Here is a 6955-nt window from a genome sequence, read left to right as displayed (position 1 = left end):
CCAAACTTCGCGACACGCGCACGACGAGCGGGTAAGGCAATCAATCCAACGCTGGCGATGGTCGTCAGCTATCCTCGCTGTCATACGGGCAGAGCGGAAGCAGGATATACTTGACGATTAGCAGGCATTCATGCGCCTGTGCAATGGCACGACCGTACAGCTTTTATGAAATAAGCTCCAGGAAAACCCAAGTGCCACACTTTACCGGAATCCGTTGAATCGAGCCAAATGGCACCGGCACCCATTGATACCAGGCTCCAGGCTACATCAGGGCGTAAGCATACGAGGTAGGATTACTGGCAATGGTGAAGGTGAAGCGTACCGCCTGCCTACCGCTTCGATATGTTTGCACAGCTGGACACAGACAGAACGCTCACGCATGGCGCACTGTAAAGCTGTGCGCAGCTTTGCAGTGCGAAAGCCAGATAGGGCAACTGGGAGAATCTTCCTGGCAAACGAACTTCTAGCAATCTCTAACGTCGAGTGCTAATATTGACTTGACAAACCGACCGTTTTTGTGTACTATTACCAACGGATTAGCACTCTTGACGTAACAGTGCTAATTCATGGAACCTTCGCACATTGGAAGAAACCTATACCAAACGGAGGATAGTAGCTATGGCGGATTTCCGCATCCGACCCCTTGGCGACCGTGTGGTGGTCAAACCGGTAGAGCGTGAAGAGAAGACCAAGACCGGTATTTACCTGCCTGATACGGCTAGCAAAGAGCGTCCGATGGAAGGCACAGTGCTGGCAGTTGGTGAGGGTCGCCGTGATGACAATGGCAAGTTGATCCCAATGAACGTTAAAGTTGGCGACCGCGTGATCTTCGCCAAGTACAGCGGCACCGAATTCAAGCTCGATGATGTCGAGTACCTGATTCTGTCGGAGAAGGACATTCTGGGTATCGTTCAGGAGTAACAACGTCGCGCAAGTAGCGCTATTCTCAAGGGAGGATTATAGATCCTATGCCAAAGCAGCTTTATTTCAACGAAGAGGCACGCCGTGCTCTGAAGCGTGGTGTTGATCTGGTAGCTGATGCAGTGAAGACCACACTCGGCCCGCGCGGTCGCAATGTGGCTATTGACAAGAAGTTTGGTTCGCCGACGGTAACCCACGACGGTGTGACGGTCGCGAAGGAGATCGAGCTGAAGGATCCCTTCGAGAACATGGGTGCGCAACTGCTCAAGGAGGCGGCGACAAAGACCAACGATGTGGCCGGTGACGGTACCACCACTGCGACAGTGCTGGCCCAGGCCATCGTCACCGAGGGTTTGAAAGTAGTAGCCGCCGGCGCCAACGCTATGTTGCTCAAGCGTGGTCTTGATCGTGGTGCTGAGGCACTGGTAGCTGCTATTAAGGCGAGCGCCGTACCGGTTCGCGACCGCGCCGACATTGCTCACGTTGCCACCAACTCGGCAGCTGACAGCGAAATAGGTGAGCTGATCGCCGAAGTGATGGAGAAGGTTGGTAAGGACGGTGTGATCACTGTAGAGGAGTCGAAGGGTGTCACCTTCGAGAAGGAATATACCGAAGGCATGCAGTTCGACCGGGGCTACATTTCGGGCTACATGGTCACCAACGTCGAGCGTCAGGAAGCTGAGCTTGATGAACCCTACATCTTGATTACCGACAAGAAGATCAGCAGTATTCAGGAAATCCTCCCGGTGCTCGAGAAGGTGTTGCAGGTGACGAAGAACTTCGTCATCATCGCTGAAGACGTTGATGGCGAAGCGCTGGCGACGCTGGTCGTCAACAAGCTGCGTGGCACGATTAATGCCCTGGCCGTCAAAGCGCCTGGCTTCGGTGATCGCCGCAAGGCTATGTTGCAGGACATTGCCATTCTCACCGGTGGCACCGTCATCAGCGAGGAGATTGGCCGTAAGCTCGATAGCGCCACTATCGAGGATCTGGGTCGTGCTCGCAAGGTAATTGCAACCAAGGACGACACGACGATTATCGAGGGCCGTGGCGATGAGGCGGCGATCCGCGCCCGCATTGAGCAGATCCGCGCCCAGATTGCCACCACAACCAGCGACTTTGATCGCGAGAAGCTACAAGAGCGGCTGGCCAAGCTAGCCGGTGGGGTGGCCGTGATCAAGGTCGGTGCTGCGACCGAGCCTGAGCTGAAGGAAAAGAAGCACCGCGTTGAGGACGCGCTGAGCGCAACCCGCGCTGCTGTTGAAGAGGGCATCGTGCCCGGTGGTGGTGTCGCGCTGATCAATGCTATTCCGGCACTCGACAACGTGCAGGTTGCTCACGAAGACGAGAAGGTCGGTCTCCAGATTCTGCGCCGTGCGCTCGAGGAGCCATTGCGCATTCTGGCCCGCAACGCTGGCGAGGACGGTTCGGTGATTATCGCCAATGTCCGCCGCCTGCAAGAGGAGAAGGGTGACAAGACCATCGGTTACAACGTGCTGACCGGTCAGTATGGCAGCATGATCGAGCAGGGCATTATCGACCCGGTGAAGGTCACCCGCAGCGCTGTGCAAAACGCGGTCTCGATTGCCGGTATGATCCTCACCACCGAGGCGCTTATTACCGACATTCCTGAGGAAAAACCGGCGGCAACTCCAGGCGCCGGTGGCGGGATGGACTTCTAAAGTTTCAGCGCTCCAATAATGTGACAGGGGTGCACGTCTGTGCACCCCTGTTTGTTTTTGGTTTGCGCATATATGTATATCATTTGGGCTGGCAGATCCGTACTGACGTACTGCTGACATGCTGCCAGTGAGCTGCTAGTGGTTCGTCAGCGGCACACAAAATGGTGGTACACGACACGCTCCCACTCTCACCCGTCCCCGCTGGGGGCGAGAACCGGCGGTGCCGGATGGATGCCGCTGACGCGTGCTGGTGCTGGTGGTGAGCACGCCGGAGGCGTGTGCGCTCCCAGCTACTGCTCCGACGCTTGCTCAGCGTGCCGGAGGTGCGCACTCCCAGGCGATGCCGGTGCTTGCTGAGCGCGCCGGAGACGCAAGCTCCCAGGCGATGCCGGTGCCTGCTGAGCGCACCGGAGGCACGCGCTCCCAGGCGATACCGATACTTGCTGACCGCACCAGAGGCGCACGCTCTCAGCTACTGCTCCGACCCCTCCTGAGCGCACCCTATGCATTACCCACATGTCACGCTGCGTTAGACCGAACTGCAAGCGCTCCCCGTGGCGCAGGCTTCCAGCCTGCGTGGAGAGGCATCCTCTCCACCGCCGGCAGGTGCTGGTCCCGCTGGCAGGCTTCCAGCCTGCTCCACGGTCTGATAAACCGTCTACCGCCGCTACCACTGCGACCATCCGCTGCCCATTCGTGACGTGAGACCCACGTGACAGCGATGCAACGCGATAGTGCCCAGGATCGCGCACAATGAGATAGGTGCTGCTCATGAGCGAAGAAGGTGACAACCTGGGTATGGGTAAGGCATAGCGCTGCGTGGGGGCGGGGAGCGTAGCGGCTGCGATCACCTCTGAACAACCATCCATTGCACGCCATGGCACGCGATGCAAGACATTCCCATCCACCGCATCCCTTGGATAGTGCAGATACCGTCCGTAGGGGCGGGTTGAGAACCCGCCCCTACGGAACCTGCCCCTACGCACCACCGGCACCAGCACACTGTGGGGCAGGCTGCCGGCCTGCGTTCAACCATCCCCATCATCAGGGTCGCGTAGGCGACAGGCGTACGGCATCACAGCGTGATGACATCAATTCAAGCACCCTGCCTCACAGTTCGGCACGACGTCTCCCGCTGCAATCATGCCGCCTTCCGTCCCTGATGCGCACCGCTCACGGTACGACTGTTCCCTGGCATGTTGCTCACGATAGCACATGGTTAACACCATGCGTATAGTTATGGGTAATGCATAGCCAGCGGGGGGATGTTGGGAGGTGGGCGAGCCGGAGGCGCACGCTCCCAGGGGGCGCAGTGCGGGCAGGCAGCAGTGCAGGGTACTGTTGCCTGATGGGGTAGCAGCTCTCGTCACTACCTGATACGGGTTGCGATGAGGGTATCATGCATCCTTCAGAGGCTTATCACGTGCCGGGCAGTATGCGGCAGACTACGGTCGGCAATAAATAGCGGTATAATGACCGTCGGCATTGGAGCGAGGGGCGAAGGAGCACGATGACCGTTAGTGATCGTTCGATCAGTAGTGAATTGTTTGCAGCCGACACCGTGCCATCGTTGCGGGCAACGGTACGAGTGCTGTTATTCATACTGGCCCTGGCATTGCTTGCCGGCGCGATGGCGTACCAGGCCCCACCGCAGGGTCGGGTTGCGATTGGCTGGCCGGGAGATCGCCTCTTTGTGGGGGTGAGTCCGGGTTTGGGACGGATACCGGTTGAGCGCGGGGATTTGTTTGCGGATGAATTGACTCCCGATTCGCCAACCGGACGTTCGCGCTGGACACGTGAGCGCGCTGTGATTGTGTTGCCCAACGTCGGTGCCGGGTCGCCGTTGCAATTGACGCTGGTGGCGCAAGGGTGGCCGGCCACGGTTGGGGCACAACCAACGGTGACGATGTTGATCGACGGGGCAGTCGTTGGCAGTTTTGTGCCAAAACCAACCTGGGAAGCCTTCTCTTTTGCGGTACCGGGAATTGCCCATCAACACGGCGATCTTACCCTCGTGCTGCAATCTTCGGCAACGCTGTTCGATGAACGCGATCCGCGACCAAAAGGGGTGCGTCTGGCCGAAGTCCGTATCTCACCCGCCGGTGAAGCAGCGCTGTGGTTACCGCCAGCCTGGCCGGCAGTGGCTCTGATGGGGTGGAATGCGCTGCTGCTGGCGCTCTTGCTGACACGATTGCGTTTGAGTCAGAGTCAGGTGTACGTCATCACGGCAATCGGCATTGGGGCGGCTGCGATTGGGCTGGCGGTCGCTCGCATCTGGATGGCGGCGATCCTGAACGTCGCGATGGTTGGTTTGCTGGTGCTGCTGGTGATTGCTTATCGGCAGCCGCTTCTGTTCTACCTGCGCTTCCTGGTGCAGCGCTACGGTCAGGGGCAGGCACTGAGTTATGGGCTGGTGGCAGTGGCCCTGGTCTGTTTTGGGTATGTACTGCTGCACGTGATCAATTGGATGACGGCAGCCGGGATACGCCTTTTCTGGCAGGTTTTTCCCGACTCGCTGCTGTTAACGCTGTTGGGAACGACCTTGCTGGCGTTACTTCTGACCTATGGGCGGGCCGGTTTACCGCGCTTGAGTGATAGATTGGTTGATGTGCTGGCAAGCCGACGCGGTGCGTGGCTGGTCCTGGGAGGATTCGCCGTCATCTGGTTGGGTTTTGAAGCGACTGTTATTGCTGCTCTGCCCTATGCGGGCCACGCTGATTACAGCGACAATGCTATTGTCGCCCGTAATCTGGTGCGTGGACGGGGCTGGGTTGTTGACTATATCAGCCAGTTTTATTATCCATACGACAGCCTAACGCGCCCCCAGGAGACCTGGCCGCTGTTGCAGCCGGTCTGGATCGCGCCCTTTTTTGCTCTGTTTGGGCCAACTGCGTGGGCTGCAAAGATACCCAATTTTGTCTTCGATGTTATCCTGATCGTGCTTATCTACGCAGTTGGCAGTCGCTGGTGGGATCGGCGGGTCGGTGTAACGGCGGCTGTGCTTGTGCTGACCAATTATCTTTTCTTCCGACTATCGATCTATGTGACGAACGATCTGGCGTTTGTGGTCTTTAGTATGGCAGCGATGGCAGCGTTGCTCCAGAGCAATACTGATCCGGCGAGACAGTGGCGCTGGCTGTTCATCTCGGCTGTCAGCACCGGTCTGATGATGTTGCAGAAGCCGAGTGGGGCCATGTTCGCGCTGGGCATGGGTCTCTGGCAACTTACGATCCTGGCGAACCACCTGCGTATGGCGGGAGACTGGCAACAGCGCTGGCAACGGCTGCGCATTGGTTTAACGCCGATTGTCGTCTGGTCGGCCATTGCCCTCCTGATCCTTTCGCCCTATCTGGTGCGTAATCTCATTCTGTTCGGGAAACCGGTTTACAGCACCGAAAGTTACGATGCCTGGGTGCTCGATTATCGCGGGGTGAGTGGTGATGCCTGGTCAGAAATCTATCGCGTCTTTGCGCTGGAATGGGGCGGGCCGGGATTGCCTGATCGGAGCTGGATTTTACGCTGGGGTTTTGATGCGACCTTTACCAAGTTCGAGACGCAGGTGCGCGAGCTGCGGGCGTACCTGATGCCGGCCTGGCCGGGTGCGCCACCTGTGCTCGCTGCTCTCTTCAGTCACGATGCGCAAAAGAATATTCTGACCCCGCTCGGCGCCTGGCTGGCGCTCACCGGTTTGCTGGCAGCTATTGCTTATCGGCGGAAATGGCCTGGTTTGCTGGCATTTACGTATACGCCATATATCATTTTTATGCTGACGTACTGGCGTACCAATGAGGAACGCTACTGGGTTGCGCTCATTCCCTGGCTGGCCCTGCTGGCGGCGTGGGTTATCTGGGCCGGTTATGACCGGCTGGCAGCGGTTGGGGATCGGCGCTGGGCACCGTTGGGGTTGATCCTGGCGCTGGCAGCGATTATCACGATTGTGGCCGGCTCGCAGGCCGATATAGAAGACAAGGTACGTAACGAACCACAAATCTGGCGCCAAGACCTGGCCGCTTACGAGTGGTTACAGGCGAACACGCCACCCGATGCCGTGATCATGACCCGCTTACCGTGGCAGGTCAACTGGCATACCGAACGACCGGCAGTGATGATCCCTAATACGGATGACCGTGAGCTGTTATTGCAGATTGCCCGTCACTACGGTGCGCAATATCTGGTGCTGGAAAACCAGATGCGGGTGAAGGGTGATGTCGGGCGTTTGCTGGCTCCGCTGATGGATCACGATAACCAGCCGGGGATGATCATCGACGGTTTTGAATTGCTGTACGCCAGCCCAACACCTGATTTTCGGGCATTTATCTACCGTATCCCCGACTCATAATGGAATATCGTAC

At 58.1% G+C, this 6955-nt stretch carries 3 protein-coding genes; all 3 read left to right on the top strand.

The features are described 5' to 3' along the window. Positions 1–618: 618 nt before the first annotated feature. The 3 genes from groES to VAE55_RS16895 all read left to right on the top strand — a co-directional run bounded on the left by groES (position 619) and on the right by VAE55_RS16895 (position 6942). Positions 619–921 carry a co-chaperone GroES gene (gene groES / locus VAE55_RS16905; RefSeq protein ID WP_012258595.1) on the top strand — a complete coding sequence of 101 codons (303 nt, stop codon included), beginning with the start codon at positions 619–621 and terminating at the stop codon, positions 919–921. A 47-nt stretch (positions 922–968) separates the two neighbouring features. Beyond that, positions 969–2603 (top strand): chaperonin GroEL, encoded by a 1635-nt coding sequence (gene groL / locus VAE55_RS16900; protein ID WP_322816893.1) that lies wholly within the window; start codon positions 969–971, stop codon positions 2601–2603. A gap of 1510 nt (positions 2604–4113) precedes the next feature. Further along, positions 4114–6942 (top strand): glycosyltransferase family 39 protein, encoded by a 2829-nt coding sequence (locus tag VAE55_RS16895; RefSeq protein ID WP_322816892.1) that lies wholly within the window; start codon positions 4114–4116, stop codon positions 6940–6942. Positions 6943–6955 lie beyond the last annotated feature (13 nt).

It is taken from the genome of Chloroflexus sp., assembly GCF_034432675.1.
GTDB lineage: Bacteria > Chloroflexota > Chloroflexia > Chloroflexales > Chloroflexaceae > Chloroflexus.
Note: the sequence above shows the minus strand (reverse complement) of the source record. Positions and strands in the feature narration are given on the sequence as shown.